Genomic DNA, 25,184 nt, shown 5'->3' with positions numbered 1-25,184 from the left:
ACCACGAGACCAAGGACACGCAGCATGCCGGCCTGCAAGCCCAGCATCGGCAACTGGCTCGTGTATTGCGTGAACTGAAAGAGGCGCACAGCCGAGCGGACGTCACCGAGGAATGGATGACCACCGCGATGGCTTGAGGCCCGCAGTTGCAAACAAAAGGGAGGGCGACAGCCCTCCTTTTTCATAGGCACCATTCATAGGCGCCCGCAGTAGATCAGACAATCAGCGACAAACCGGCAGCTTCAGGGTCTGCCCCACCTTCAGGTGGTGATGCTTAAGGCCATTGCTACGCTCGATCTCCGCGACATCCGTACAGTCGAACTTGCGCGCGATGCTCGAAAGGCTGTCGCCTCGCTTGACGGTGTAGCTTCGCATGGCCGGCACGGACGAGCGCGAGGGCGCAGGCGAGGCCGCCGTCGGACTCACCACCGGCACCACGGCCGTATGCAGGTCATTGGCCAGGATCGGCCAAGGGCCTTCGGCACAGCGCGCCGCATAGACCCGCTCAAGCTGCTTGGGCACTTCCAGGCGCGCGCCTGCTGGCTGGGACATCTGCGGATCAAGCCGCGGATTGAGGTTACGCAAGGTACGGAACCAGCCATCGGTATTGCCTGCCGAGCCCAGGCAGACAGTCAGTTCAGACAGGGATGCAGACCGCTTGAGCACGATGCTTCCCGGCTCGCCATTGACCTTGGGAAAGCGCAGGTTGTAGCTCTCCGGGTGCAGGAAAAGCCACGCGGCGGCCAGCACCGAGGGCACATAGTCACGGGTTTCCTGCGAAAGCTGATTGTAGATCTTCGGGTCATAGAAGCTCACCGACGTGTCGTCTCCCACGATGCGCCGCAACCGCCCCTCCCCGCCGTTATAGGCAGCCAGGGTCACTTCGAGGTTATTGTTGAAAACCTTCAACTGCTCATCGATGTATTCGGCATTGGCGCGCGCGGATGCACCGGGATCGAAGCGGGTATCGAAGCCTCCATCATTGACCAGGCCGAAACGCATGCCAGTGGCGTACATGAATTGCAGGGGGCCGGCCGCACCAGAACGCGACACCGCGTGCACCTTGCCACCCGACTCCTTGGCCATGATGCCGAACAGCAGCGCTTCGGGCAGATCTGCCTTCTGATATTCGGGCCACATGCGGTAGCGCATGAACTGATAGTTGACGTAGGCATCCATCAGTTGTGGGCGCCACTGGGTCAACCACATTTCCAGCGCAGCCTTCACCGGGCCATTCATGGCAATCAGTTCGGACAGTTTCTGGCCACGCAGCAGCGTCACACTGCGCTGGGCCTCAGGCAGGCTTGACGCGCCGGTCTTACCGCCCCCACTCCCCTCGGGGGCGTCATCGCCCACGACGTCGTTATCGTCGCCGGCAAAAAAACTGCCGTCCTTCAGGCGCAACAAGCGGTCGTAGACGGAAAAGACCCGCTGCGGATCGCACCCGGGCGTGGTGCCGCAATGCGCGGAAATGTTCTTCATCTGGTCGAGCGCGGTGTTGAGACTCTGCTCCGATGCCTGCGCATTGCCTTCGCGCGCCTGCTGCAACGCGGTTTCATACCCCTTGCTTGCCTGGTCGAGCTGCGCATAGAGCGTATTGAGCTCAGGCGCCTGCGCCGGCTTGGCCGGACCACCACTGGCACAGGCCGCCAACAGGGTAATGGCCGCAGCAAGCGGCAACATGCGCAGGGAACGAAACGAAACGACTACCGACATCGGAAGCTTCACTGAGGTCAAAGTGATCACCTTACCCGGCGTTCGTGCTGGACTCAACGGGGTAGCGTGACGTCATCGCCAGCCTTGTCCTGGAGAGGGGATATGGGTGGCGAGTGCGCAAAGAGCACGCTCCTGTTGCTCGCTCCGTAAGCTCCGACAACGAATACACGGATTTGCGGCACAAGACAGTCATGCGCACTTGCGCTACCACCCCTGCCTCTCAACCTCTTGCGCACGACACGTCTCGCTACCCGACCGCGCCGCGCCTACAATCGGCAAAAACTTCACAAGGACGCCTCCATGACCGACATCTTCATCGGCCGCAACGACCACGCGAGCGTCGATCTCCAGGCGCAATACGGCAATCGTCACGGCATGATCGCGGGGGCCACGGGCACCGGTAAATCCGTGTCGCTGATGGTGCTTGCCGAAGGGTTCTCGCGGCTGGGCGTGCCTTGCTTCCTGGCCGACGCCAAAGGTGACCTGGCTGGTCTGGCGATGCCTGCCGCCGCGGCTGGCGACAAGCTCAAGGCGCGACTGGACAAGCTCGGGCTTGCGCAGTGGCAACCCCAGGCCAATCCGGTGGTGTTCTGGGACATCTACGGCAAACTCGGCCATCCCGTGCGCGCCACTATCAGCGAAATGGGCCCTACCCTGCTGGCTCGCGTCATGGAGTTAAATGACACGCAGGAAGGCGTGCTGGAAATCATCTTCAAGGTGGCCGATGACCAGGGCTGGTTGCTGCTGGACCTCCCGGACCTGCGCGCCCTGCTGGGCTTCGCGGCGGAGAACACCAAGGATATCTCCGGGCACTATGGGCTGATCAGTGCGCAAAGTATCGCGGCGATCCAGCGCTCTTTGCTCAAGCTTGAACAGGATGGCGCCGAGCAATTTTTCGGCGAGCCCGCGCTGGAGCTGGCCGATCTCATGCGCCAGGACATGAGCGGCCGGGGCGTGATCAATGTCCTGGCCGCCGACAAGCTGATCCTCAAGCCCCGACTGTATTCGACGTTCCTGCTCTGGCTGTTGTCCGAACTGTTCGAGCAGTTGCCCGAAGTCGGTGACCTGGAGCGACCGAAGATGGTGTTCTTCTTCGACGAGGCTCACCTGCTGTTCGATGATGCCCCTCAAGCCCTGCTGCAGCGCGTGGAGCAAGTCGTACGACTGATCCGCTCCAAGGGCGTGGGCGTATATTTCTGCTCGCAGAATCCCGATGACGTTCCTGGCAACATTCTTGGTCAGTTGGGCAACCGCGTACAGCATGCGCTACGCGCCTTCACACCACGTGACCAGAAGGCAGTCAAGGCAGCCGCCGAAACCTTCGCCAGCAACGCCTCGCTGGACGTGGGCAAGGCCATCACCCAACTGGGTGTTGGCGAGGCCCTGGCTTCCACGTTGCGAGACGGCGGCATTCCCTCCCCGGTGGAGCAGATCCTGGTGACATCGCCTACCTCACGCATTGGCGCCATCACCGATGCCGAGCGCGCCACGGTTCGCCAGCGTTCGCCGGTCGGCGGCAAGTACGACACACCGATCAACAGGGAATCGGCTGCGGAGATACTCGCGCAGCGCGCCAGCGAAAAGGCATCGGATGCACAATCGGCAATCAAAAAGGCCCCCGCCAACATCCAGCAAGACAGCGGATGGAGCGGTGTATTGCGTGACGCACTGCTGGGCAACGGACGCAGACAAGGCATGATCGAGGCGATGGCCAAGTCCGCCAGCCGCACCGTGGGTACCCGTATCGGTCAGCAGATCGTACGTGGCGTGCTTGGCAGCATCTTTGGCGGCAAACGCTAACCCCATGGCACGCATTGAGGTTGTCAGCTCCGATGCTTCGCTCGGCCAGCGACTGGGTCGCGCCTGGAGCTATCCGTTACGTGGCGCAGCCCTGGCCACATGTGTCGCACTGACCCTCTCACACTACGTCGCGCTGCTCCCCACGTTTGTCGGCACATTGCTCAATCTGGTGGTGTGGACAGCCACCTGGCGCTATGCCGCCGATTGCCTGCTGCACAGCGCTCATGGCTATGCCGATCCGCCCGACGTCAGCATCGCCGCCGGCGAGAGCCAGGGCTGGATGTTGACCGGCGTCAATTTCGTGGTGTTCCTGCTATGTCTCATATGCGCTGTGCTGTCTCCCGGCGCATTTTGGCCCCTGGTGATCATGGTCATGATGGCGATGCCGGCGATCGACATGTCGATCGCGTTCGACGGCAATCTCCTTCACGCGCTTAATCCATTTACCTGGCTGCGCGTCATGGCCGGGTTTGGCGTCGCCTATCTGTTGCCGGTGATCATCCACGCGGTGCTTGGGATCATGCTGATAGGCGTCGCGTTGCTGGCAACGCACCTGCCCCGGTTCATCGGCATTCCACTGGAAGCCTTCATCGCCAATTACCTGGTGCTACTGGTGTTCCACATCATGGGCAGCATGATCCACCAGCGCCATGACGTATTCGGTTTGACACCCCAGGCCCACGAACTGGCTCGCGCCAACAAACAGGATGCCGACGCGCTGCTGCTGGAAGAAGTCGCCGAACTGGAGAAACACGATCCTCGGCGCGCGATCGAAAAACTGGTCGCACGCATGCAGGATCGCAGTTCGCCCGCTTCGTTGCATCAGGCGTATCGACGCCTGCTCGCATCGCAGAACCTGCGCGACGGACTGCTCGTGCACGGCCAGATATGGATCGCAGCCCTCGTCGCCAATGGCGAATTACGCCGAGCCCTGAGCGTGCTGCAAGAGTGCAGCGAACTGGATCCGCAATTCCTGCCCGATGATCCGGACAACGCGCGCATGGTCATCGATATGGCCACCCGCTCGGGCATGAATCGACTGGCGGTGCGACTGTGCCGCAGCTTTATCGCCACTTGGCCCAGGCATACCTATGTGCCCCAGCATGCCTTGCTGGCCGCGCGCCTGCTCAATGCCCCCCTGGACTTGCGCACGGAAGCCATTGTCCTGCTTGGTCGCGTACAGCCTCAGTGGCCCGACCATCCGCTCCAGGGCGACATGCAAGCCCTGATGCAGACATTGCAGGCCCCCAGGCTGGCCTCCTGATCCGTCGCTTCCATCTTGATCCCCGCACGATCGGGGCCCTGGAGATTTTCATGAGTCGTTGGCGCCCGCCCTCGCCCAGTTCAACCGCGATCATCACGCGTGATGGTTTTGAAAAACTCAAATCCGAACTCGATCATCTGTGGCACACCTTACGGCCGGAAGTGGTCAAGGCGCTGGCGGCCGCTGCCGCGGAGGGGGATCGCTCGGAGAATGCCGAATACACCTATCGCAAAAAGCAGCTTGGCGAAATTGACCGGCGCGTGCGTTATCTGAGCAAACGAATTCCTGTCCTGAAGGTGGCTGAAGGCTCGCCAGGCGACCAGCAGACTGTCTTTTTTGGCGCGACTATCGAACTGGAAAACATCGCCAGCGGGCAGTTGCTGCGCTACCGCATCGTCGGCCCCGATGAGACCGACGCCAAGCTTGGCTGGATCAGCGTCGACTCGCCCATGGCCAGGGCTGTGCTGAAAAAGAAGCTCGACGACGAATTCGAGGCGGAGTTGCCTGGCGGGCGGACAAGATTTCTGGTGGCGGGGATTGAATACCAGCCCTAGCCACGTATTCGTAATATTTTGCGACCACTGCTTCTACGGACGACAGCTGGATTTCTAAGCCACGAGGCCAGTTCAGATCGCAGAGTGTGATACGCATCACATGCAAAATCACCAAGAACATAGCATTTCAAAATTCAATCAATGACTTGGAAAGTATTTTTCAGGCATCAGGCATTCCAGCAAGGCGAGGCATCTCGCCCCCGGCGTCGGCTACCCTGCACTTTACTTGGGCCTGGGGCAGCACTTAATATTTTCAGGGCTGTTGAATAGGCTATTTAATAGCCTCGGCTTCAGGGTGTCACATGACGAAGTGCTCGGTTTCATCAAGAAGCCGACTCCAGTGATGCTCCTGACGTAAGGGAAATGGGGACAAGGAGGATCTAGAGCGAAGACTGCGCTGTTTTCGGTAACAGCAAGACTGATTGGCGGTCGCCCGACGTAAGCCGAATGTGGCGTAGCCGATCCAGTACCCACGAGCAGTTATTGCAGGCCGTTATCGGCCATATCTTTTTCCAGTCCCTGAAGCTCCCTGTCGCCAGGGGACGAAATACAACTATCGGAGACGTTGCATGAAACTACGTGCCATCTTCACCACTCTCGCGCTCGGCGCCGCCTGCATGACCGCGGAGCAAGCTCACGCCTGGGGCGGAGATCCTTGTGAAAGCTATCTATGCATGGCCGGCATGTCGGGCCAGGGATCGGAAGGGTCTGGCTGCGAAGCGGGCCGACAGTCCTTTTTCAGCATCATCATTTACGATGAAGAAGGCATTGATTTCCCGGCAACGCGTATTGCGCGCCAGGAATTTCTGCAAACCTGTTCAGGCTCCTCTTACATGCAAAATTCCGCAATCCTGAACGAAATCATCGCCGAGTGGGGCGAGGTAATCATGTGATGGTCGATCCAGAGCACCAGAGGCTGGACGGATAATCCACAAAAAAAGCGGCCCAAGTGGCCGCTTTTTTTTGTGCCAATGAACTAGCAAATACACAAGAGTGTTTACTTACCCTGTGGGGCCGGCTGCGCGCCCGCCCCACCCGCAGGTGCGGCCATCAACGCGTTCAACTGCGCCTGGTGCGACTCATAAAAAGCCACATTGGCCTGATTGACCTTGGTCTGATCCACGTACTTGGCCGTTTCGGGATCGGTCTTGGCATTGGACGCAATCGCCGCATTCATCAGGGCCAGGTTGGCCAGCATGAAGTCACGCGGGGTGAAGCCATACTTCTTGATCAGCGGACCGATGCGAGGATCCGCCTTGAGCGCGGCGTTGGCCAGGTCATCGAGGTTGTGCACCGATCCTGGACTGGGGGCCTGCTGCGGGTGAATACCCTGGGCACGCGCGTCCTTGGTCGCCGCGAGCAGGCGATTGAAGACGTCCTCATTGAGGTTGTAGCTCTTGATGGCCTGCTGATCGGCGGCCGGTAGCGAATTGGCGGCGCCCTGCGCCAGGGCGCCATGCGAGACGAGCACCGCCAGCGCCAGCAACAGTGCGGTGACGCCGCTGCGGAACGGCTTGGCTCCGTGTGAGAAAAACTTCATCGTAATGGTCTCCCTTGCGTGGGCGGGCAACGGTCCGCCCTTGGTGGCAGCGTACCGTAGCACCGAAAGTTTGAACCGCAACCATGCCAGGAATGGAGGCATGAAGGGGAATCGCGCGAATTTCACGTTGCCATGTAACCCCGCACTAATAAGGTGCTGCCTGTAAAGTATATTTTTCGTAAGCCCTGAGGAAACCCGGCATGCATAGCGCCTGGTCGATGGTCGGAAAAGTGGTTCGCCGAACACTGTCCGGCTTCAGTGACGATGAATTGATGACCCGCGCTGCTGCCCTGGCGTTTTATTCGGCGCTTTCCTTTGCTCCCCTGCTCGTGCTTCTGCTATGGATACTCGCGTCGCTGCGGCCCGAATGGCAGGCTTCGCTGATCAATAATATGACGGGCATGGTAGGACCGCGCGCGGCAGATGCAGTGCAGTTGGTCATTGACAATGCCAAGCAGAAACCCGGCGTGGGCAGTTGGGCCGGTATCGTGGGCCTGGTCGTCACTTTGATTGGTGCTTCGGCGGTATTTGCCCAGTTGCAAGGCGCGATCAATCACGTCTGGAATCTTCGACCGCATCCGGGACAGGCCGTCATGGGGTGGCTACGCTCGCGGCTGCATGCCATCGGCCTTTTGCTATCGCTGGCTTTTCTACTGGTCATTTCTTTCAGCGCAAGCGCCATGATCGCAGCCTTCGTGCACAGCGGCACCATGGCGTGGCAAGGGGTGGAGACGGCGATCTCGCTGTTGATCTTCACCTTCGTGTTCGCCGCCATCTTCAAGGTGCTGCCCGATGCCGTCATCGCCTGGAGCGATGCCCTGCTCGGCGCAGGACTGACCGCGGTGCTGTTCGCTGTGGGCAAGTTCGGTATCGGTATCTACCTGGCAAACTCGAATGTCGGCGGCCCATACGGACCTGCCGGCAGTGTGGTCGTGCTGTTGGTGTGGGTCTATTACTCGGCCTTGATCCTGCTGCTGGGCGCGGAAGTCACCCAGGCTGTAGCTGAAGAGCGTGGCAACCCGATTCGTCCTCGCCCCTACGCGCGCAGCACCGGCGAAAGCGTCTGACCTCAAACATACAGGTCTTCAAGGGCGTAGCCTTGCAAGCGCCTGGCGATATTGCGCGTCCACCTGCCGCAAGCGTTCATCGCGCGCCTTGTCACTGACCCAGCGGCCATGACGCGCCTGTTGACGTTGCAGCGTGTATTCCATATCGATGAAGGGCTTAAGCACCAAATTGTCGGCCGCATCGAAAGCCGCCAGATCGGGAATCCGTGCCAACCGGGCTCGCTCGCTTGCCGCAGCCGCATCGCCGCCCTTGCCGTAGTCGCGCATGAATGCCACCAGGCGTGAACGCAGGGGCTCTCTAAGGCCGTCGCGTATCACCAGCACACCGCAGGGAATTTCCGTAGAACGCCAGATCACGCGCAATTGTCCCGACTCGTGAGGAAAATTGTGCTGGAACAGATCGAGGTCCGGGTTGTTGCTGGTGGCGACATCCGCTTCGCCATTGACTACGGCGAGCATATTGTTCTGATGGTTGCCGATATGCACCGAACGGAAGAACGTATCGGAATTGAGTCCACGCGGTGCGAATATCTGTGCTTCCGGCGCCACATAACCGGTGACCGACAAGGCCTCGCCGCGCGCATAGCGCCACTTACCGGGCTGATTGAGCATCACATCGAGCATATGGATGGGGCTATCGACGCGCACCAGCAGCATCGCGACGTTTCCCTTCGCACCGTCGGAACGAACGAATTGGGCTACGACGTTCATATGCTGGCGAGCGACCGCATCGATAGCCAGCCGTCCGGACAGGAAAGCGATGTCCACGCGCTGATCGGCAATCGCGTTGGAAAGTCCCGCATAGCTACTGACCGAAATGGTCTCTACCGGATGACCGAGTCGGTTCGACAAGTCATCGAGCAAAGGTTTCCATTGCTCGCGTGACTCGGCCGCGCTGCCGATGGGCAGGATGCCAAAATGGATTGCATCGTCACCGCGCGCGGGCACCTCATCCGAGGCCATGACCAGCATAGCCACTAACCAACCACATAAAACTAGCCACACACGCCACCACGTTCGCGCTGCCGCCAGCCGCGTCGATGCCTTGCCCATGATGATCCGTCCCCGCGGCCCCCGCCCCGGTCGTCACCTTATATAGCCCGCTTGCGCCGGTCAGGCAACGGTAAGCGGCGTGGCCACCGGATAGGTGCGACCGGCGCGCAATGGCTGGTAACAGGCAGCGTGATGATGAAAACGCTCCTGCGTATTGTCGCGATGCCAGCCCGGTATGCCAGACAAGGGCAAGGGCCGCAATTCGAGCGGATCGCGCAGCACCCTGCCCTCGCCAATGGCCAGGGCGCAGGCCTGGACGGCCTGCACCATCGTGCTGCCTGCATCGCCTTGGAATACCAGCGCCTTGGCGACAAGCAGCTTGCCTGCGGTCAAAGCGTGCTCAAGCAGGGCATGCCCGAAAACCGCCGCTTCGATGCGCCCATCCTCCCAGGCTCGGCGCTCGCGCCAGAACAGTCCGTGCCAGTCGTGGCTATCCCACAAGGACATCAGCGACCGGTCGCGCACGATGACGATCGCGCCAGCCTCGTCGAAGTGGGTCAAGGCGCACTGGGGACGTGAACGCTGCTTCGGGCCCATGATTGCAATTTGCGCGACCTGTTGCGCATTGAGCGCGCGCTTGACCTGCGGATAGCGAAGCCAGATCAGCGCATTGAACAGATCGTGCCAATTGCTTTCGCGCGTGGCGATATGGCCCGTCTGGGCGATGCGTGCCTCGTAATGCAGGCCGTCATCGAGCAAGGCGCGCGTCTGCGCCACGAAGCGCTCACGCGCCTGGACAGGCCAGCGGGCATTCAATGCATCGACATCAGGCCATGCGGCATCACACAACCAAGCCAGGTATTGGCTCCACTGGGACAAGGGCGGCGATGCAAAAACCGATGCATCGACCGCTTCCCGTGCGGGCGCAACATAGCGCACGACGCACCTGCCGCTTAACCGGCCAGGCGCGCGTGCAGGTCGTGGTCGTCGGCGCTTTCCACGACCACATCGACAAACTGACCCGGCTTCAAGGACTGCCCCTGGGCGATATGCACCACGCCGTCGATCTCCGGCGCATCGGCGGCCGAACGTGCCACGGCACCGGCCGGGCCGGCCTCGTCCACCAGTACCTTGATCGTGCGGCCGATCTTGCGCTGCAACTTGGCTGCGGAAATTTCCGCCTGCACCGCCATGAATTGCTCCAGCCGGTCTTCCTTCAACTCCTCCGAGACCGGATCGGGCAATTCGTTGGCCTTGGCACCATCGACCGGCGAGTAAGCAAACGCGCCGACGCGATCGAGCTCCGCTTCACGCAGGAAATCGAGCAGGTCCTCGAACTCCTGGTCGGTTTCGCCGGGAAAGCCGACGATGAAGGTGCTGCGGATGGTCAGGTCCGGTACCGCCTTGCGCCAGTTGCGGATACGTTCGAGCGTCTTGTCGATATTGCCCGGGCGCTTCATCAGCTTGAGGATGCGCGGACTGGCATGCTGGAAGGGAATATCCAGGTACGGCAGGATCTTGCCATCGGCCATCAACGGCATCACTTCGTCCACGTGCGGATACGGATAGACGTAGTGCAGGCGCGTCCACACGCCCAGCTCGGAAAGCCCTTCGCACAGTTCGGTCATGCGCGTGCGATAGCTCTTCTCGCGCCATGTGCGCTCGGCGTATTTCACGTCCACGCCGTAGGCGCTGGTGTCCTGCGAGATCACCAGCAACTCCTTCACGCCGCCCTTGACCAGTCGCTCGGCTTCGATCAGCACTTCATCGACCGGACGTGAGACCAGGTCGCCACGCATCGATGGAATGATGCAGAAACTGCAACGGTGATTGCAGCCTTCGGAAATCTTCAGGTAGGCGTAGTGCTTGGGTGTCAGCTTGATGCCGGTATCGGGAATGATGTCCAGCAGCTTGTTGCGCTTGGGCGGCAAGGCACTGTGCACCGCGCTCATCACGCTGCTGTAGTCCTGGGGACCGGTGATCGCCAGTACATCCGGATAGGCCTCGCGGATCAGTTCCGAACGCTTGCCCAGGCAACCGGTAACGATCACCTTGCCATTTTCATGCAGCGCCTCGCCGATGGCATCGAGCGATTCCTGCACGGCTGCATCGATGAAACCGCAGGTATTGACCACCACGGCATCGGCTGCATCGTAGCTGGGCACGATCTCATAACCCTCGACCTTGAGCTGGGTGAGGATGCGTTCGGAATCGACCAATGCCTTGGGACAACCAAGGCTGACGAAACCGATTTTCTGCGTGGACTGGGACATGGCTGGCTGGCGAGGAAGCTGGCGGGCAATCGGCGATTATAACCTGCTCGGCAACGCAGATTCGGCCTAGCCCGCTATCCATCGCCGTTTCACCGCCCTGGCACTAGACTTTGGCGTCTCGCCACGCAGGAGACTCACCACATGGGCAGGCGCATCCATCTCAACACCACACGCATGCAATGCATTGGCGCCTACTTGGCCGAGCCGACGGAAAAGCCCAGGGGCGGCATCGTGGTGATCCAGGAAATCTTCGGCGTGACCGCGCATATCCGCAAGGTGACCGACCACTTTGCCGAACTCGGCTATACCGCCATCGCCCCGGCTTTCTTCGATCACCTGGAGACCGGCCTGGAACTGGGCTACGACACGGCAGGCACGGAAGAAGGCAGGAAACGGGTGGCCGAACTGGGCCTGGAACGTCCCCTCGAAGATGTCGCCAGCGCCGCCGAAGCGATCGCCTCGGCCGGCCGCATCGGCACCGTCGGCTACTGCTGGGGCGGCACAGTGGCCTTGCTCGCCGCCTTGCGCCTGGGCCTGCCTTCGGTGAGTTACTACGGTGCGCGCAACCTGCCGTTCCTGGGGGAGACGCCCAAGGCACCGGTGATGTTCCACTTTGGCGAGAAAGACCGGAGCATTCCCGCCGATGTGGTGGAAAAGCATCGCCTGATGCTGCCGCAGATGGACGTGTTCACCTACCCGGCTGACCACGCATTCAATCGCGATGTCGGCCATGCCTATGATGCGTCAAGCGCAGCACTGGCGCTGGAACGTACCATGGGCTTTTTCGACAACTACCTGCACGCATGACTCCCTTCGAACTCGATCCGCGCTTGCGCAACGACACTTGCCACATCGCCTCATGGACGCTTTGCGACGTGCTGCTGATGAATGATGCGCGCTTCGCCTGGCTCGTGCTTGTACCGCGCAGGCATGGCATGAGCGAGATCGACGACCTGTCGCCGGATGCGCAAGGCCTGCTCTGGCACGAGGTACAACGGGCCGGTGCCGCGCTACGCATGGTCGCTCCATGCGACAAGCTCAATATCGGTGCGCTGGGCAATATCGTTCGCCAGTTGCACGTGCACGTGGTGGCTCGATGCGAGGGAGACGCGGCATGGCCAGGCCCGGTATGGGGCAGCGGCCCCGCGCAGGCTTATGATGAAAAGGCGCTCGATGAGCGCATCGCGTCGCTGAAAGCCTGCCTGACCGGCTGATCTGTAAAAAAGCCAGGCAAGCCGGATGGCAGGCCGGGCACTTCAGCAAAGGCTTTGTTGGATCTGTCGGCGCCATACCTGGGGACAGGTAGACGCCGACGGGAAGGGCTCGATCAGTAACCGCGACCGGGGCTGCTTGGGCTGCTCGCTTCCTTGCCCTTCATTTCATCGTTCTGCTTGACAGGCGCATGGTAGTCCTCAAGATCGCGGGCCTTCGTATCGACCGCATTCATGCGCTTCAAGGTGCCACCGTCGTCGTAGTAGACGGTGAAACCGTAATCGAGCTGCATGCGCGCCATGAATTCCAGATGCTGCTTGCGGATCTTCGAGTCGTCGCTGCGCACCAGCAATACCGTCTTGGGCAGACGGCCCTGGTCTTTCAGGTAGGCAAAGTGGCTACCCGTGTCGAGCGCGGACAGCGCTGCACCATCGACCAAGAACTGGCCGCTCTTGTAGGCCTGGATGGTCATGTCGAACTGACCCTTCATCTGGTCGGTGGCGATCTTGGTATCGCCACGATGGCAACCAGCCAGGACCAGCATGCTGGCCAGCACGATCGCCCCGGCGATCCGGGTCAGCAGCGTGGAAAAACGAATCATGCGGATCTCCTGCATTCAATGCGGTAAGCGTTGTAACGAAACGTCGGCAAGTGTAGCGCCGCCCGGGCACCGTGCCGCGTTGCCGGGCAGAACACGTTCAGCTCAGGTGCGAGGCAGGGTAACGCCTTGCTGGCCCTGGTATTTTCCACCGCGATCCTTGTAACTGGTCTCGCACTCTTCGTCCGACTCCAGGAACAGCATCTGCGCCACGCCTTCGTTGGCGTAGATTTTTGCGGGTAACGGCGTCGTATTGGAGAACTCCAGCGTGACGTGGCCTTCCCACTCCGGCTCCAGGGGCGTCACATTGACGATGATGCCGCAGCGCGCATATGTGCTCTTGCCCAGGCAGATCGTCAGCACCTTGCGAGGAATACGAAAGTACTCCACCGTGCGTGCCAGGGCGAAGGAGTTGGGCGGAATGATGCACACATCGGCTTGCACGTCGACGAAACTGGTCGGATCGAAGGCCTTGGGATCGACGATGGTGGAGTTGATGTTCGTAAAGATCTTGAACTCGCGTGCGCAACGCACGTCATAGCCGTAACTGGACGTGCCATAGGACACCAGTTTCTGGTTATCACGCACCTTGACCTGTCCGGGTTCGAACGGCTCGATCATGCCGTGCTGCTCCGCCATGCGGCGGATCCACTTGTCCGATTTAATGCTCACGCGTGCTCCAGGATGGGCAGGTGGCCGGTCATGGCCGGCGCAAAAAGACAAAAATAACGGAAACTGCCAATCATCCGCCAGCCGGTGACGGACATGACGCCATCAACGCGCTCAGGACCGCCTGCACGCTTCGGCGCCTGCCAGGGTCATCCAGCACCGACGCACAGTCGCATCCAGCCCCCGGCAACGGGACAGGGAGTGGCTCGGCCGCAAGCATGTGTGCCGACATCGTCAACAGCACCTCACGCAAGGCCGCTTGCGCATGGTGGGATTCGCGCCCGGACGTATTGACCTGCAAGACAGCCTTACCCGGAAACTCCAGGCTACCGACCAGCCAGTCGAGCAGGTTCTTGAACGGCCCAGGGATACCATGGGCGTATTCCGGGCAAGCGATGAGCAGGACATCGCTCACCGCGACCGCCTCGCGCAATGCCGCCACGACAGGTGGCAGCGGCTCGATCTCCTCGTCGGGATTGAACAACGGCAACCGGCCCAGCCCGTCGTGGATAACGATGTCCAGTTCCGGCGGCGCCAGCTCGCGCGCCGCCTCCAGGAACGCCCGGTTAGCCGATACCTTGCGCAGGCTGCCGCACAAGCCCAGCACCCGCCGGGGCTCCACGCTCACGGCGCGCCCTGGACTACGATCTTGCCAAGGCCAAGCGACTTGTTGCGTGGTTGCCGTGACAGGCGGCCGGCGGCGTTTCGCGCAATCTCGCGATAGCGCGCGGCCAGGTCGGAATCGGGCATCGCCGCCACGGTCGGTGTACCACCATCGGCTTGCTCGCGGATACGGATATCCAGCGGCAACGATCCCAGGTAGGCCACGCCGTATTGCTCGGCCATGCGCTGACCGCCGCCCTCGCCAAAGATGTGTTCCTCGTGGCCGCACTGCGTGCACACGTGAGTGGCCATGTTTTCCACCACGCCGAGCACCGGAATCTCAACCTTTTCGAACATTTTCAAAGCCTTGCGCGCATCGAGCAAGGCGATATCCTGGGGCGTGGTCACAATCACCGCTCCAGCCACCGGCACTTTCTGGGATAGAGTCAATTGGATGTCACCCGTGCCAGGCGGCAGGTCGACAATCAGGTAGTCCAACTGCTCCCAGCGCGAATCGTTCAGCAATTGGAGCATGGCCTGGGTCACCATCGGGCCACGCCAGATCATCGGGGTTTCCTCATCGACCAGGAACCCGATCGACATGGCCTGCAAGCCGTGCGCGGACATGGGAATGATGGTCTTGCCGTCCGGCGACTCGGGCTTGCCCGAGATGCCCAGCATGCGTGGCTGGCTGGGGCCATAGATGTCGGCATCCAGAATGCCGACCCGTGCGCCCTCGGCCACCAGCGCCAATGCCAGGTTGACCGACACGGTGGACTTGCCCACCCCGCCCTTGCCCGAGGCAACGACGATGATGTTCCTTACATTGGAAAGCGGCGCCAGCGTAGCTTGCACCTTGTGCGCATGGACGCGGCTTCCCAGGGATACGGCGGCCGAGGCGATGGCCGGATCGGCCTCCAGCGTAGCGCGAACCTGCCCGACCAGCTCTTGCGCACTTCCCTCGCTCGGATAGCCGAGCTGGATGTCCACGGAAACGCGATCGCCATCGACGCCGACTGCGCGAATATCCTCGCCGACCGGCTTGCCGGTATGGGGATCGATCAACTCGCCGAGCAGGCGGCGTACCAAGGCTTCACTGGCCTGTGTCATGAGTTCGGGAACATTTGGGGGACGGATCGTCCATTATGCCAGCCCGGTGCCTGCCGCATTGCAGCTTGACCCTCCGGACCGGGCTGGGCAGGCTCGATCCGTACTCTTTCGTACGGATCAAGAGGATGTCCATGAAAGCAACGCTTCGCCTAGCCACGCTCGCCGGATTGCTGCTGGCCGCAGGTCTGAGCCATGCCGCCGACAACAGCCCGGTGGGTACCTGGAGAACCATCGACGACACCACGCACAAGCCCAAATCGATCGTCGAGATCTCCGAGGTGAATGGCCAATTGCAGGGCAAGGTGCTGCAAGTACTGCAATCGGATGAAGGTCCGCATCCGGTCTGCAAGGCCTGCGACGGCGAGCGCAAGGACAAGCCGATCGAAGGCATGGTGATCTTGTGGGGCGTCAAGCAGGACGGCGACGTGTGGGATGGCGGCAAGATCCTGGACCCCAAGAACGGCAAGACCTATAAGGTCAAGCTGCAAACCACCGAAGGCGGCAAGAAGCTCGACGTGCACGGCTACATCGGCTTTTCGCTAATCGGGCGCAGCCAGATCTGGGAACGCCAGGAGTAAGGCCTTTTCGAAGGAGACCGGCCAGGACCTGGCCGGCTCCCGCTCAGGCATCGGCCCGATGCACCGCGACCCCCCGGGCGATGAAGGCGTTAACCAGCGATGGTTCGGCGTCATGTTCCACCACCAGGTGCTGCACATCCTGAACACCCGCAGCTCGATGGTTCGCGACGGTTCCCAGTTTGCCATCGGTCACGACAACCACGGTTTCGCCGCAGGCCTCGATCATCGCGCGCTTGAGCAGGGTTTCCTCGCTCTCGAATCCCCACAGGCCCGTCTCGGCGTCGATGGCACAGGCGCCCGGAAAGCACAGGTCCGCGCGAATGCGCTGGATTTCCAACAGTGCCTGCGCCCCCATGGTGGCGCCCGTGCGCTGATCCACGCGTCCGCCAATCAGCAGGATGTCGAACCCCTCGCGTTCCATCAGGACCTGCGCGATATCAGGAGCATTGGTGATCACGGTCAGGCCAAAACGCTCAGGCAACGCTTCGGCAATGGCCGCGTTGGTGCTACCCGCATCGATAAGCAGGATCTGTCCGCGGCGCACCAGCGTCACCGCTTTGCGCGCGAGAGTCTGCTTGCGCGCCGTATCCTCGTGGCGTCGCTGCTTGAGCGGAGTGCCGCCAGGCGGCAGTGGCAGCGCACCGCCGTAGACACGTTTGCATAATCCCTGCGCGGCAAGTTCGCGCAGGTCACGCCGGATGGAATCCTCCGACACCTCGAATTCCGCAGCCAGTTCAGCGGCGACCACGCGACCGTGACTTCGCAGCCGCTGAACAATCCATTGCTGGCGCTCCTGCGGCAAGGTATCCCCACCGGCCGTGATGTCTGCGCTGCGTGGCCTAGCCATGGTCTACCTCTTCGGCGGTCAACAAATTCAAGGCCAACAATCGATCACGCAGCGCCGTGGCATCGCGAAACCAGCATGCTTGCATGCCCAGGGCGGCAGCGGCCTGTACGTTGCGCTGGGCATCGTCGATATACAACGCCCTGGCCGGGTCGATGGCATAGCGCGAAAGCAGTCGCTGGAAAATCTGCGGATCGGGCTTGATTAGCCGCTCATCGCCCGACACCACGATACCCTCGAACCATGCCAGGAAGGCAAAGCGTCGGCGCGCCACGGGGAAGGTTTCGCCGGACCAGTTGGTCAGCGCATACAGGCGTACGCCCCTGCGCTTCAAGGCTGCCAGCAATCGAACCGTTTCCTCGATCGCATCGCCCAGGGTTTCCTCCCAGCGATGCCAATACGCAGCGATGCGCTCGGCGTGCTCCGGATGCCGCGCACTGAGGGTCGCCACCGCCTCGTGCCAGGGGCGCCCTGCGTCCTGCTGCTCATTCCACTCACCGTTGCAGATGTGGGCCAGGAAGTGCTCCATGGCCTGCTCATCGTCGAACAACTGGCGATACAGATATCGCGGATTCCAGTCGATCAATACGCCACCGAGATCGAATACGACGGTATCGATATTCACGGAGTGATTCATCGGCGCACGATCCTCGCGGAAGCCGAAACCATAGCCAGGATACCCGCCAGGAAAACCATGCCCCAGGGCAGGCTGGTCGCATGGGCAATGAAGCCGATCAGCGCCGGACCGCTCAGCATGCCGGCGTAACCCAGCACCGTGACGGCAGCCAGGGAAATGGCCGGGCTATTACCAGGAAGGCGACCTGCGGCACTGAACATGACCGGCACGATGTTGGATGCACCCAGTCCGATCAGGATATAGCCAACCATGGATGCCGCCGACCAGGGCAACGCAGCAACCGCGGCAAAACCAAGCGCGGCCAGGCCTGCGCCCAAGCGCACGACACGCACCGGCCCGAGCCGCGCGATCAAGCGGTCACCCGTGAGCCGGCCGCAGGCCATCGCCACCGAGAAACACGCAAAGCCGACGCCCGCCGCACTCGCCGCCACGCCGCGAAAATCGCGCAGGAACACCGCGCTCCAATCCAGCATGGAACCCTCGGCCATGAAACTGGCAAAACACAGCATGCCCAGGAGCAATGCCATGGCTCCAGGCATGCGCATGGGAGCCTTGGGCGCATCGTCATGCACTTCGTCGAGCAGGTGGTGCCGCTGTGTCCAGACAATGAGCGCCAGCAGTAGCGAAATGACCGGAGCGACCGCCAATAACGGAGCCCCGACCGCCAATAAGCCACTGACAACCGCCGCTCCCGTCAACCCACCCAGGCTGAACAGACCATGGAATCCGGACATCAGCATGCGGCCATCCAGGCGCTCCACCTCGACCGCGTGCACGTTCATCGCCACATCTACGGCACCGAGCGTCACGCCAAAATAAAGCAGCGCTGCCGTAAGCAAGGGAATGCTCGGCGCCCAGGCCAGCCACGGCATCGCCAAACACACCAGCGCACAGGACACCAGGATGACACGGCGGTTGCCGAACCGATGGCTCAACCACCCCATGAAAGGCATTGAAGCCATCGAGCCGCCACCGAAAGCCAACAGCATCAGGCCCAGTTGCGCATTGTCCAGGCCGAGGCGGGATTTGGCATAAGGCACCATGGGCGCCCAACTGGACATCGCCATACCGGCAAGCAGGAAGATCAGTCGGGTGGCACGTCTGGCTTCCTTCAAGGGAACAGCCGGCAAGGCAGGAGATGCATGAGGGGAGATCACGTCAAGACCTATATATACCGCAAGATTCGGAATAAATATAAACAAATACGCATAAACGTGCAATCGCAACGACTAGCCTCCCGTTGCTGACGCAGGCATGCTTTACCACCGCCGGGGAACAGGACGCCCGAATGCCAAGCATCTTTACGCACGCTGCCGTACCACTGCTGCTTGGCGGCGTCGCGGGCCGTAAATGCGTCAGCGGGCGCCTGCTCGCGACCGGCGCCATCGCGGCAATGCTGCCCGACGCCGACACGGTCGGTTTCAAACTCGGCATCGCCTATGCCAGCGATTTCGGACACCGTGGCGCTGCGCATTCAATCGCTTTCGCCCTGGCTGTCGCCTGCCTGGCGGCGGCATCGCATCGCTTATTGCTCACCACACCATGGCGGGCATTCGGCTTTGTCGCCTTGGCTGCCTTGTCGCACCCGCTGCTCGATGCATGTACCAATGGCGGACTCGGTGTGGCACTGGCCTGGCCGATGGACGATCATCGGTATTTCCTCCCGTGGCGCCCCATCGAAGTCTCACCGATCGGCGCCCGTTTCTTCAGTGCCCGCGGGTTGGTTGTGATCGGTTCGGAGCTGACATGGGTGGTGCTACCGACCGCCGGACTGGCCGGACTGGCATGGATCGCAGGGCGTCGACGCGCCGCGCGCCGACAAATGCCGCAACGCCGCATGCCATAATGAAACGCTAGCCACACAGCGAACTGGATAATGTCTCGTCGACTTCTCGTCACCCATGCCCTGCCCTACGCCAACGGCCCCTTGCACCTGGGACACATGCTTGGCTATATCCAGACCGACATCTGGGTACGCGCACAGCGCATGATGGGCAACGAGACCATTTTCGTAGCCGCCGACGACGCACACGGCACGCCGATCATGCTGGCGGCCGAAAAGGCCGGTAAATCCCCAGAGGCGTTCATTGCCCAGATCCGCGCCAGCCATGAGGCGGATTTCGCCGCATTCCATTTCAGCTACGACAACTACCACACCACGCATTCGCCCGAGAATGCCGAACTGGCGTCGTTGATCTATACACGCCTGCGTGACAGTGGCCGGATCGCCAAGCGCACGATCCAGCAGTTGTACGACCCGCAGAAGGAAATGTTCCTGCCTGACCGCTACATCAAGGGTACTTGCCCGCGCTGTGGCACAGCCGACCAGTACGGCGACAACTGCGAAAACTGCGGCGCCACCTATGCGCCCACCGACCTGATCAATCCCTATTCGGTGATGTCCGGCGCTACGCCAGTGTTGCGCGATACCGAACATTATTTCTTCGAGCTATCCAAGTTCGAGGCGTTGCTGCGCGACTGGTTCGACGGCAAGTACACCGGCGGTAAGCCGGTCATGAACAGTGGCGTGACCGCCAAGCTCCATGAGTGGCTGGAAAGCGGCCTGCGCGACTGGGACATTTCACGTGACGCGCCTTACTTCGGCTTCCCGATTCCCGATGCGCCGGGCAAGTTCTTCTATGTGTGGCTGGACGCCCCGGTGGGCTACCTGGCCAGCTTCAAGAACCTGTGTGATCGCACAGGCATCCGCTTCGACGATTTCCTGGCCCCCGGTAGCGGCGCCGAGATGCACCACTTCATCGGCAAGGACATCATCAACTTCCACGGTCTGTTCTGGCCGGCGATGCTGCACGGCGCGGGCCTGCGCGTGCCCACCGCACTGCACGTCAACGGTTACCTGTCGGTCAACGGCGCGAAGATGTCCAAATCGCGCGGCACCTTCATCATGGCCCGCACCTACCTGGACGTCGGCCTCAACCCGGATTTCCTGCGCTATTACTTCGCCAGCGTGCTGGGCGATACGCCCGTGGACGTCGATCTTGACCTGAAGGCCTTCGAGGAACGCGTCAATTCACACCTGGTTGGCAAGTGGGTCAACATCGCCAGCCGCACGGCAGGTTTCGTGCAGAAGTTCTTCGAGGGCCGGCTCGCTGACGCTTTCGGCGAGGAGGAAGCCCTCCTGTGGCAAGCACTGCTCACGCAGTACGACGATATCCACACGCTGTACGAAAGTGGCGAGTTTGCCGAGATAACCCGGCGCTTCGTCAGCATGGCCGACTTGGTCAACGGCCATATCGCTACCAAGGCGCCCTGGGTGCTGGCCAAGGACGATACCCGCCGCGTTGAACTGCATCAGGTGTGCTCCTTTGCGCTGGCGGCTTTTCGCCTGCTCGCCGGCCTGCTCAAGCCGATTGTTCCAGCCACCGTCGAGGCAGCCGAGCACTTCCTGGGAGCGCCCATCGCCAGCTTCGACGACGCGCGCACCCCATTGCACGGCCATACCGTCAACCCGTTCGAACCGCTCCTTGCGCGCATCGATCCCAAGCACGTGGAGGCCATGGTCGAAGCGTCACGGGAGTCATTGGGCGAGGAAGCGGCTACACCTGCCGCCAAAACCAAGGAACCTGCAAAACCCATGACCTCCAATACCACCTCCGAGCCGGCGGCCACTGCCACTATTGGAATCGACGATTTCGCCAAGCTCGACCTGCGCATTGGCAAGGTCCTGGCCTGCGAATTCGTCGAGGGCTCGGACAAACTGCTACGCTTCGAGCTCGATGCCGGCACGCTCGGCAAGCGCCAGATCTTCTCGGGCATCCGCGCTGCCTATGGCGAACCGGAAAAACTGATCGGCCGCAACGTCGTGTTCATCGCCAATCTGGCCGCACGCAAGATGCGCTTTGGCGTGTCCGAAGGCATGATCCTTTCAGCGGGGGAAGGCGGTAGCGACTTGTTCCTGCTCGACGCCGACCAGGGCGCACAACCAGGCGCGACCGTGCGCTGATCATCTCGTTCACGGGCGCCGCAGTCGAATACACTGCGGCGCCTTTCGTTTTTTTGCCCAGCCAGGATGCTTAGCATGTCACCGATTCGTCAGTTGTCGTTTGCCCTGATCCTGCTCGCTGGCACTGCCGCCATGCAAGCCAGGGCCGAATGTGCCCAGGCCGCTGCTATCGTGCAACACGCCTACCCCAATGCCACCGAGGGCGACAATGGACACTACGAGGCCGGCGGTTACACCCTGGCCGTCCCCGGTGACGGCTATAACGACTCGCACACCATGATCTGCAAGACCTGGCCTGCGCATCCGGAGCTCACGCTTGCGGCCGTGCCCTTGATGCAGTCCAGCACGGACGACGAAAACGCCGGCGATCTGGATGTACTCGTGCTCGACAGCGCAAGTCAGAAAGTGCAACAGCGGCTGCGCTTGAAGCATTTCATGGATGACGATGCCATCCGCATCGAAACCATCGCTTTCGATACCGCGCGCTACCAGCTTGCACCTGGCATCCTGGCATTCGGCGTTCGCAAGACACTGGAAGGTAGCTCACACGTCAATCCCTTCGAGGAAGTCGATCTTTCTCTGTATGTCATTGACAACGGCAAGCTACGCGCGGTAATCGATGGCGTGGTGGTATCCAAAAGCAACGGCGAGTGGGATGGCAACTGTGCTGGCACATCCACCGACAGCAAATCCGTGCTCAGCATGTCCAAGGACAACAGCCATGGCTTTGCTGGCATCGATATCGCCACGACCACGCAAGAAGCCAGCAGCGAACTGGACAGCCAGAAGCAGTGCCAGGACAAGCTGGGCAAGTCTCGCCGCGACCAGGTGCATCTCAGCTATGACGGCCAGAAATACGCGATGCCCAAGCATCTGGTACCGATATCGTGAATTCGCTGGTCGATCGCATTGATGCTCTGCTGCCACAAACGCAGTGCGAGCAGTGCGGTTACCACGGCTGCCGTCCGTACGCACAAGCCATGGCCGACAACCAGGCGTCCATCAATCGTTGTCCCCCCGGCGGGGCGGAGGGCATCGAACGATTGGCGGCACTGCTCGGTCGCCCGGCACTCCCCCTTGATCCGGAACATGGTGTCGAAAAGCCACGTCAACTTGCCCGTATTGTCGAAGCCGACTGTATCGGATGCACCAAGTGCATTCAGGTATGCCCAGTGGACGCCATCGTCGGGGCCGCCAAATTGATGCATACCGTCATCGCCGATGACTGCACCGGCTGCGAACTATGCGTGCCGGCGTGCCCTGTCGATTGCATTGCCCTGTTGCCCATGCCCGAAGCGCAGATCGACCTGCCGCATGCCGATAAGGCCAGGGCACATTTCCAGCGTCGCGAGGCTCGCCTGGAAGGGCTGCGCACCCGCCGCGATGCCGAGCTTGTCGCGCGCAAAGCACAACTCGATTCGCAGACCAATCCCGTGCTGGCAGCGCTCGCCCGAGCACGGATGAAGAAGGACTCGTCCCCGTGAAGCGCATCGCCATCATCGACATGTTCTCGCGTCTTCGCGAACTCGACCCGCACCCGACCACCGAACTGGATTACACCTCCCCCTTCGAACTGCTGGTCGCAGTCGTGCTCTCGGCACAAGCCACCGATGTCGGCGTGAACAAGGCAACCAGGAAGCTTTTCCCCGTCGCCAATACACCGCAAGGCATCGTTGACCTGGGCGAAGAGAAGCTCAAGAAATACATAAGCACCATTGGCTTGTTCAATGGCAAAGCCAGGAATGTCATCGCGCTTTCGAAGATCCTGGTCGAGCAGTACGACGCGCAGGTGCCCAACAGCCGGGAAGCGCTGGAGGCCTTACCTGGCGTCGGGCGCAAGACAGCCAATGTCGTATTGAATACGGCATTCGGTCATCCGACCATTGCCGTGGACACACACATCTTTCGTGTCTGCAACCGCACCGGCCTGGCACCGGGCAAGGATGTCCGCGCCGTTGAAGACAAACTGGAAAAAGTGGTGCCTGCGGAATTCAGACAGGATGCACACCACTGGCTCATCCTGCATGGCCGTTACGTGTGCAAGGCACGCAAGCCGGAGTGTCCGCGCTGCGTGATCCGTGACCTATGTGCATTCAAGCCCAAGGTGACCCAGTAAGGAGTGCGTGAATCAGGAGTAAGGAGCGAGAGAAAAGCGCGACCCGGCGAGGCTGCTGGATGCCGGGCTCTCCTCTCACTCCCCACTCCTCTTCACTTACTCCTATAAAAGCGGGCTTCCTCAGGCAGCGCTCTTCTGCCCTTCGACCCTGCGATTGAGCTCCGCCCAATCCACGATCAACTCACTTCCCTTCGAAGCGGCGCTCCGCCCCCAGTCCCGCAACAATTCGAGACAGGCCTGGTCGATGTGATGCAAGCGATCGAGCACCACTTTCAGGCGCGTATTAGGAGGCACCTGCTCAAGCGTACGCGCCATGCTGGGCACCTTGAGAAAGGTCGCCGAACCTTCCAGGCGCAACGAGGCCAAGCCTGGTTCGTTGCGATCCTGGTCAAGACCAATCTTAAGGCGCGAGGAAAGCAACGCGAGGCGGAACAACGAGGCTGCGAAGCCGATGATCACGCCGGTCAGCAGATCGGTCGCGACAATGGCCAAGGTCGTGACCACATAGATCGCCGCCGTGCCCTTTCCATAGGCCGCAAGCGACTTGATCTGCATGGGATTGACCATTTTGATGCCTGTGTAGACCAGGATGCCTGCCAGGCAAGCCACCGGGGTCATGCGCAGCAACCAGGGCAGAAGCAAAGCAAACACCATGATCCACAAGCCATGCAGGATGGTCGCCATACGCGTGGCCGAACCGGCCTGCACGTTGGCTGCGCTGCGCACAATCACACCCGTCATGGGCAACGCACCCAGCAAACCACAAAGAAGGTTACCCACGCCTTGTGCGGTCAGCTCCTTGTCGTAACGCGTGCGAGGACCATCATGCATGCGATCAACGGCTGCTGCGGAAAGTAGTGTTTCCGCACTTGCGATGAAAGCGAACGTGACAGCGGCAATCAACATGGAAGGCTGCAGAGCGTTGGTGAAATCACCCAGGCCAGGCAGGCTGATCGTAGCCAGCAGGTTGGAGGGTACATCCACCTTTTTTACGTCCAATCCCATGAGTTGCACCGTGGCCGTCAGGATCACCACCGCAAGCAAGGCACCCGGCAGGAATCGCAGGCGCGCGGGACGCAACTTCTCCCATGCCAGCATGATGGAAATCGTCGCCACGCCGACACCGAATGCCGCAAGGCTGCCAGCGCCTTCGATTTCACGCATCGCGTCGAACATGGCCGTTGGCCACGCCACGAAGTTCTCCAAGCCACGTGCCTTGGGAGTGGCATCGATCAGCACATGCATCTGGGAGGCGAGGATCAGGATACCAATGCCGGACAGCATGCCCGCGATCACCGCAGGCGAGGTCATGCGAAACCAGACACCCGCACGACACAAGCCAGCCACGATCTGGATCAGGCCCGCCATCAGCACGACCGGGCCGAGCGCCGCCGCACCATGCTCGCGCACAAGCTCGAACACCAGCACCGCCAGGCCCGCGGCTGGACCGCTGACCTGCATGGGAGAGCCAGCGATCATACCGACGACAACACCGCCGATCACACCCGTGATCAGCCCGGCTGCCGGCGGCATGCCGGAGGCGATGGCAATGCCCATGCACAAAGGCAGGGCTACGAGGAAGACGACAACCGAACCGAGCAGGTCTCGTCCAAACAGGCCTTGGGAAAAATAGGCGCGCATGTGAT

General features: G+C 61.2%; 26 protein-coding genes. 13 read left to right on the top strand and 13 right to left on the bottom strand.

Annotation, left to right across the window (positions count from 1 at the left end):
* Positions 1–222: 222 nt before the first annotated feature.
* Entirely contained in the window at positions 223–1,716 is a 1,494-nt protein-coding gene (locus VF436_RS14480) for a transglycosylase SLT domain-containing protein (RefSeq protein ID WP_330904735.1), read from the bottom strand.
* A gap of 300 nt (positions 1,717–2,016) precedes the next feature.
* Between VF436_RS14480 and VF436_RS14475 the strand changes: the two genes are divergently transcribed.
* From VF436_RS14475 to VF436_RS14460, 4 genes are all read left to right on the top strand, one after another.
* Complete coding sequence (locus VF436_RS14475; protein ID WP_330904734.1) at positions 2,017–3,516, top strand: helicase HerA-like domain-containing protein; 1,500 nt, start codon at positions 2,017–2,019, stop codon at positions 3,514–3,516.
* Between the two features lie 4 nt (positions 3,517–3,520).
* Entirely contained in the window at positions 3,521–4,780 is a 1,260-nt protein-coding gene (locus VF436_RS14470; protein ID WP_330904733.1) for a hypothetical protein, read from the top strand.
* A 50-nt stretch (positions 4,781–4,830) separates the two neighbouring features.
* The gene (greB, locus tag VF436_RS14465; protein ID WP_330904732.1) at positions 4,831–5,334 is read left to right on the top strand and encodes a transcription elongation factor GreB; all 504 of its coding nucleotides are present in this window, start codon (positions 4,831–4,833) and stop codon (positions 5,332–5,334) included.
* Positions 5,335–5,903: 569 nt separating this feature from the next.
* Positions 5,904–6,227 carry a hypothetical protein gene (locus tag VF436_RS14460; RefSeq protein ID WP_330904731.1) on the top strand — a complete coding sequence of 108 codons (324 nt, stop codon included), beginning with the start codon at positions 5,904–5,906 and terminating at the stop codon, positions 6,225–6,227.
* A gap of 104 nt (positions 6,228–6,331) precedes the next feature.
* Here the strand turns inward: VF436_RS14460 and VF436_RS14455 are convergent, their stop codons facing one another.
* Positions 6,332–6,874, bottom strand: coding sequence for a hypothetical protein (locus tag VF436_RS14455; RefSeq protein WP_330904730.1), 543 nt, complete (start codon positions 6,872–6,874; stop codon positions 6,332–6,334).
* Between the two features lie 200 nt (positions 6,875–7,074).
* On the opposite strand from VF436_RS14455, the gene VF436_RS14450 reads away from it, so the two are divergent.
* Positions 7,075–7,941, top strand: a complete 867-nt coding sequence (locus VF436_RS14450; protein WP_330904729.1) for a YihY/virulence factor BrkB family protein — start codon at positions 7,075–7,077, stop codon at positions 7,939–7,941.
* A gap of 18 nt (positions 7,942–7,959) precedes the next feature.
* Here the strand turns inward: VF436_RS14450 and phnD are convergent, their stop codons facing one another.
* The 3 genes from phnD to rimO are packed head-to-tail and all read right to left on the bottom strand — an operon-like array spanning position 7,960 to position 11,207.
* Positions 7,960–8,994 carry a phosphate/phosphite/phosphonate ABC transporter substrate-binding protein gene (gene phnD / locus VF436_RS14445; RefSeq protein ID WP_330904728.1) on the bottom strand — a complete coding sequence of 345 codons (1,035 nt, stop codon included), beginning with the start codon at positions 8,992–8,994 and terminating at the stop codon, positions 7,960–7,962.
* Positions 8,995–9,054: 60 nt separating this feature from the next.
* Positions 9,055–9,873: a DUF3025 domain-containing protein gene (locus VF436_RS14440; protein ID WP_330904727.1), complete on the bottom strand. Its 819-nt coding sequence runs from the start codon at positions 9,871–9,873 to the stop codon at positions 9,055–9,057.
* Positions 9,874–9,887: 14 nt separating this feature from the next.
* Positions 9,888–11,207, bottom strand: coding sequence for a 30S ribosomal protein S12 methylthiotransferase RimO (gene rimO, locus VF436_RS14435; protein ID WP_330904726.1), 1,320 nt, complete (start codon positions 11,205–11,207; stop codon positions 9,888–9,890).
* Between the two features lie 141 nt (positions 11,208–11,348).
* On the opposite strand from rimO, the gene VF436_RS14430 reads away from it, so the two are divergent.
* On the top strand, positions 11,349–12,014 hold the full coding sequence (locus tag VF436_RS14430; RefSeq protein ID WP_330904725.1) for a dienelactone hydrolase family protein: 666 nt from the start codon (positions 11,349–11,351) through the stop codon (positions 12,012–12,014).
* Positions 12,011–12,421 carry an HIT family protein gene (locus VF436_RS14425; protein WP_330904724.1) on the top strand — a complete coding sequence of 137 codons (411 nt, stop codon included), beginning with the start codon at positions 12,011–12,013 and terminating at the stop codon, positions 12,419–12,421. Before VF436_RS14430 ends, VF436_RS14425 begins: the two co-directional genes overlap by 4 nt.
* Positions 12,422–12,534: 113 nt before the next feature.
* Here the strand turns inward: VF436_RS14425 and VF436_RS14420 are convergent, their stop codons facing one another.
* The 4 genes from VF436_RS14420 to apbC all read right to left on the bottom strand — a co-directional run bounded on the left by VF436_RS14420 (position 12,535) and on the right by apbC (position 15,399).
* Positions 12,535–13,020 carry a hypothetical protein gene (locus VF436_RS14420; protein ID WP_330904723.1) on the bottom strand — a complete coding sequence of 162 codons (486 nt, stop codon included), beginning with the start codon at positions 13,018–13,020 and terminating at the stop codon, positions 12,535–12,537.
* A gap of 102 nt (positions 13,021–13,122) precedes the next feature.
* Complete coding sequence (gene dcd / locus VF436_RS14415; RefSeq protein ID WP_330904722.1) at positions 13,123–13,689, bottom strand: dCTP deaminase; 567 nt, start codon at positions 13,687–13,689, stop codon at positions 13,123–13,125.
* 70 nt (positions 13,690–13,759) lie between these two features.
* On the bottom strand, positions 13,760–14,314 hold the full coding sequence (locus tag VF436_RS14410; protein ID WP_330904721.1) for an NADPH-dependent FMN reductase: 555 nt from the start codon (positions 14,312–14,314) through the stop codon (positions 13,760–13,762).
* Entirely contained in the window at positions 14,311–15,399 is a 1,089-nt protein-coding gene (gene apbC, locus VF436_RS14405; protein WP_330904720.1) for an iron-sulfur cluster carrier protein ApbC, read from the bottom strand. The genes VF436_RS14410 and apbC overlap by 4 nt, the downstream gene beginning before the upstream one ends.
* A 131-nt stretch (positions 15,400–15,530) precedes the next feature.
* On the opposite strand from apbC, the gene VF436_RS14400 reads away from it, so the two are divergent.
* Entirely contained in the window at positions 15,531–15,977 is a 447-nt protein-coding gene (locus VF436_RS14400; protein WP_330904719.1) for a DUF2147 domain-containing protein, read from the top strand.
* A gap of 43 nt (positions 15,978–16,020) precedes the next feature.
* Here VF436_RS14400 and VF436_RS14395 read toward each other — a convergent pair whose 3' ends face one another.
* Genes VF436_RS14395 through VF436_RS14385 form a run of 3 tightly spaced genes read right to left on the bottom strand, consistent with a single transcriptional unit; the run spans position 16,021 to position 18,615 of the window.
* Positions 16,021–16,824, bottom strand: coding sequence for a DeoR/GlpR family DNA-binding transcription regulator (locus tag VF436_RS14395; protein WP_330904718.1), 804 nt, complete (start codon positions 16,822–16,824; stop codon positions 16,021–16,023).
* Positions 16,817–17,458 (bottom strand): HAD family phosphatase, encoded by a 642-nt coding sequence (locus VF436_RS14390; RefSeq protein ID WP_330904717.1) that lies wholly within the window; start codon positions 17,456–17,458, stop codon positions 16,817–16,819. Before VF436_RS14390 ends, VF436_RS14395 begins: the two co-directional genes overlap by 8 nt.
* Entirely contained in the window at positions 17,455–18,615 is a 1,161-nt protein-coding gene (locus VF436_RS14385; RefSeq protein WP_330904716.1) for an MFS transporter, read from the bottom strand. Before VF436_RS14385 ends, VF436_RS14390 begins: the two co-directional genes overlap by 4 nt.
* Positions 18,616–18,746: 131 nt before the next feature.
* Between VF436_RS14385 and VF436_RS14380 the strand changes: the two genes are divergently transcribed.
* From VF436_RS14380 to nth, 5 genes are all read left to right on the top strand, one after another.
* Complete coding sequence (locus VF436_RS14380; RefSeq protein WP_330904715.1) at positions 18,747–19,304, top strand: metal-dependent hydrolase; 558 nt, start codon at positions 18,747–18,749, stop codon at positions 19,302–19,304.
* Between the two features lie 30 nt (positions 19,305–19,334).
* Positions 19,335–21,422 carry a methionine--tRNA ligase gene (gene metG / locus VF436_RS14375; protein ID WP_330904714.1) on the top strand — a complete coding sequence of 696 codons (2,088 nt, stop codon included), beginning with the start codon at positions 19,335–19,337 and terminating at the stop codon, positions 21,420–21,422.
* Between the two features lie 75 nt (positions 21,423–21,497).
* Entirely contained in the window at positions 21,498–22,313 is an 816-nt protein-coding gene (locus tag VF436_RS14370; protein ID WP_330904713.1) for a hypothetical protein, read from the top strand.
* The gene (locus VF436_RS14365; RefSeq protein WP_330904712.1) at positions 22,310–22,906 is read left to right on the top strand and encodes an RnfABCDGE type electron transport complex subunit B; all 597 of its coding nucleotides are present in this window, start codon (positions 22,310–22,312) and stop codon (positions 22,904–22,906) included. The genes VF436_RS14370 and VF436_RS14365 overlap by 4 nt, the downstream gene beginning before the upstream one ends.
* A 20-nt stretch (positions 22,907–22,926) precedes the next feature.
* Positions 22,927–23,538 carry an endonuclease III gene (nth, locus tag VF436_RS14360; protein WP_414649863.1) on the top strand — a complete coding sequence of 204 codons (612 nt, stop codon included), beginning with the start codon at positions 22,927–22,929 and terminating at the stop codon, positions 23,536–23,538.
* A gap of 120 nt (positions 23,539–23,658) precedes the next feature.
* Here the strand turns inward: nth and VF436_RS14355 are convergent, their stop codons facing one another.
* Positions 23,659–25,179: a SulP family inorganic anion transporter gene (locus VF436_RS14355; protein WP_330904710.1), complete on the bottom strand. Its 1,521-nt coding sequence runs from the start codon at positions 25,177–25,179 to the stop codon at positions 23,659–23,661.
* Positions 25,180–25,184 lie beyond the last annotated feature (5 nt).

The organism is Dyella sp. (assembly GCF_036384435.1).
Classification (GTDB): Bacteria; Pseudomonadota; Gammaproteobacteria; order Xanthomonadales; family Rhodanobacteraceae; genus GSA-30.
Note: the sequence above shows the minus strand (reverse complement) of the source record. Positions and strands in the feature narration are given on the sequence as shown.